A 3,718-nucleotide genomic window follows, 5' to 3' on the forward strand; every position below is an offset into this window, starting at 1 on the left:
AGAGGTGCTATCAAAGCACAGTAGCTATGGCTTGTGCCTTCCTATGGCTACCCATGTGAAACGGGAACTGCCCCTAGCAATACCATGCCAGCTACCGGTTACCCAACGCCCTCGATTTCATCGCCAGTCGCCGGCACCAGGCACGCCACAACACCACAGAGAGCCGCCTCAGAGGCCATTGTATCCCGCCTCTGGCACAACAATGGCTGCGCCCTGTAGGGCGCCGGGCAGCCGCTCCCCCCCTGAAAACAGGAAACCACTACTACCATGACCGCAAGGGCATCCCTCTACAAAGTGACCGAAGACAGCTTTTTGTTCAAATCCTTAGACACCAGCGGCAGGAGTCTCTCCGACCAACCCCAGCCAGCCCTCACTGGAATAAGGTCGCCCTATCTGCGGATAGACAGGATTTCACACAAAATTCTCACTGAATTTCAGCAGTTTCCCCGCCTGAATCCCGCAGATTGCCCAGGCTCGCAACGGTTGCTAAGATGCGCGCCTGCCGCTATGGCCCGGACTCCCTGCCGCACCCGCACCTTACGGTGAGCTGCCGTTAATCCGGCCTTCCCATAAGCCACCCCGCCTATCCGAAACCCGGAGAACCGGGGCTTTACACAGGAGAAGCGGCACAGAGGCCAGGTGCTATTTTTAACCGCGAGCGCACCGCGACGACTCCCTGCGACTACAGGAATGAAGTTTATGACCCAACCATCGCTGCAGCAGTTGGAACAACACGACGCCTTTATCCACCGCCATATTGGACCCGATGCCAAGCAGGTAGCGGCCATGCTGGAAACCCTCGGGGTTGCCAGTCTCGACGAACTGATCGGGAAAACCGTGCCCGAAGCCATCCGCAAAACTGATGCGCTGGACCTGGCCGATGCGATCAACGAGGAGGAGGCCCTCGCAGAGCTGAAGGGTATCGCGGCGCGCAACCGCATTTACCGCACCTTTATTGGTATGGGCTACCACGACACCATTACCCCCAACGTGATCCTGCGCAATGTGCTGGAGAATCCGGGCTGGTACACTGCCTATACCCCCTACCAGCCGGAAATAGCCCAGGGCCGCCTGGAGGGCCTGCTGAACTTCCAGCAGATGATCATGGACCTCACCGGTATGGAACTGGCCAACGCCTCCATGCTGGACGAGGGTACCGCTGCCGCAGAGGCCATGGCCATGTGTAAGCGCCAGGCCAAGCGCAACAAGTCCAACGTCTACTTTGTGGATCGGGACTGCCACCCGCAGACGATTGCCATCGTTAAAACCCGCGCCGAGCACTTCGGCTTTGAGGTGGTTGTGGGCGATGTGGAAACCGACATCCCCGCCGAGCTGTTCGGCGCCCTGCTGCAATACCCTGGCAGCACCGGCCGCGTACGCGATTTGACCGATATCATCACTAAGGTACACGAGGCCAACGGCCTGGTGACCGTAGCCGCCGACCTGATGAGCCTGGTGGCCTTGAAAGCGCCGGGTGAAATGGGGGCAGACGTAGTGGTTGGCTGTAACCAGCGCTTCGGTATCCCCATGGGCTACGGCGGTCCTCACGCCGGCTTCTTCGCCTTCCGCGAGGCCTACAAGCGCTCTGCGCCGGGGCGCATCATCGGTGTTTCCGTGGATAGCAAAGGCAAGCGCGCCCTGCGTATGGCCATGCAGACCCGCGAGCAGCATATCCGCCGCGAGAAAGCCAACTCCAATATCTGTACCTCCCAGGTTCTGCTGGCGGTGATGAGTGCTTTCTACGGGATTTACCACGGCCCCGAAGGCCTGAAGACCATCGCCGCCCGCATCCAGCGCCTGACAGATATCCTCGCTTCCGCCCTGCAGCGCGAAGGCTTCAACCTGGCCCACGACAGCTGGTTCGACACCCTGACTGTCACCGTTGGCGCCAAGCAGGAAGAGATCTACCAGCGTGCCCTGGCCGCCGAGATCAACCTGCGCAAAGTAGGGGAAGACGCCCTGGGTGTGAGCCTGAGCGAGACCGCCACCCTGCAGGATATGTCCGACCTGATCAATGTCTTTACCGGCACCGAGCACAGCATCAACCTACACGCCCTGGACAGCGAAATTGCCAGTAAAGGCTCTTTGGGTGTGCCCGCTTCCCTACTGCGCGATACCGAATTTATGACCCACCCGGTGTTCAACACCTACCACTCCGAGACCGAGATGCTGCGTTACCTCAAGTCTCTGGAGGCCAAGGATATCGCCCTGAATCACTCCATGATTCCCCTGGGCTCCTGCACCATGAAGCTGAATGCCACCGCTGAGATGATTCCGGTCACCTGGCCCGAGTTCGGCAAACTGCACCCCTTCGCGCCGAGTGACCAGGCCGAGGGTTACGCGGAAATATTCCGCCAGCTGCAGCAGATGCTGGCCACCTGTACCGGTTATGATGCCGTGAGCCTACAACCCAACGCCGGCTCCCAGGGCGAGTACGCCGGCCTGATTGCCATCAAGAAATACTTCGAAGCGAAAGGCGAAATCCAGCGCGATATCTGCCTGATCCCCGCCTCCGCCCACGGCACCAATCCAGCCTCCGCCATGATGGTAAGCATGAAAGTGGTTGTGGTTGCCTGTGATGACAAAGGCAATGTGGATACCCAAGACCTAAAGGCCAAGATCGAAGAGCACGGCGACCGCATTGCCGCGCTGATGGTGACCTATCCGTCCACCCACGGTGTATTCGAGGAAGGTATCCGCGAGGTGTGCGATCTTGTACACCAGGCCGGTGGTCAGGTGTATATCGACGGCGCCAACATGAACGCCCTGATCGGCGTGGCGGCACCGGGCCAGTTCGGTGGTGATGTCTCCCACCTGAACCTGCACAAAACCTTCTGCATCCCCCACGGTGGCGGCGGCCCCGGCATGGGCCCGATCGCTGTTGGCAAACACCTGAAGCCCTACCTGGCAGGCCACCCGGTAATAGAAGTACCGGAAACCCATGTGGAGAACGGCACCATCTCCGCCGCGCCCTGGGGCTCCGCCAGTATCCTGCCAATCAGCTGGATGTATATCCGCATGATGGGCAAGCAGGGCATGAAACGGGCTACCGAAATGGCAATCCTGAATGCCAACTACGTGGCCAAGAAACTGAGCGAACACTACGCCCTGCTCTACACCGGCACCAACGGCTTTGTCGCCCATGAATGCCTGGTAGACCTGCGCCCGCTCAAGGAATCCAGCGGCATCACCGAAGAGGACATCGCCAAGCGCCTGATGGACTTTGGCTTTCACGCGCCCACCATGTCTTTCCCGGTGGCCGGCACCCTGATGATCGAGCCCACCGAGAGTGAATCCCTGCAGGAGCTGGACCGATTTATCGAAGCCATGGCCACTATCCGCCGTGAAGTGGAAGCTGTTGCCAGCGGCAAATACACCGCCGAGGACAACCCACTGCACAACGCGCCGCACACCCTTGAGGATGTGATGACCGACAACTGGACCCACAGCTACTCCCGCGATGTAGCCGGCCGCCCGGCAGCGTGGCTGAAAGCGCACAAGGTATGGCCAGCAGCCAACCGTATCGACAATGTCTACGGGGACCGCAACCTGATCTGCTCCTGCCCGCCAATGGAGAGTTATACAGAGTAAAAGCCGGGGCTTTTAATAGCCTGGGAAGCCAACAATTGGCCAGCTCAAAGGGTAGTGTTCAGAATTCTGTGTCATTTCTTTATCATTAGCAAAAAAGAGATGACCTATGACCAAACCTACTTTCGAT

The 3,718-nt window shown here is 59.2% G+C and carries 1 protein-coding gene; it reads left to right on the forward strand.

The features are described from left to right. Positions 1-699: 699 nt before the first annotated feature. Positions 700-3,591 carry an aminomethyl-transferring glycine dehydrogenase gene (gene gcvP / locus Q1A48_RS20710; RefSeq protein ID WP_299948677.1) on the forward strand — a complete coding sequence of 964 codons (2,892 nt, stop codon included), beginning with the start codon at positions 700-702 and terminating at the stop codon, positions 3,589-3,591. Positions 3,592-3,718: the final 127 nt, after the last annotated feature.

This window comes from uncultured Microbulbifer sp., assembly GCF_947489355.1.
Classification (GTDB): domain Bacteria; phylum Pseudomonadota; class Gammaproteobacteria; order Pseudomonadales; family Cellvibrionaceae; genus Microbulbifer.

Excerpts from the sequence above, each read along its gene's own strand:
- gcvP (WP_299948677.1), top strand. The coding sequence starts at position 700 with ATGACCCAACCATCGCTGCAGCAGTTGGAACAACACGACGCCTTTATC.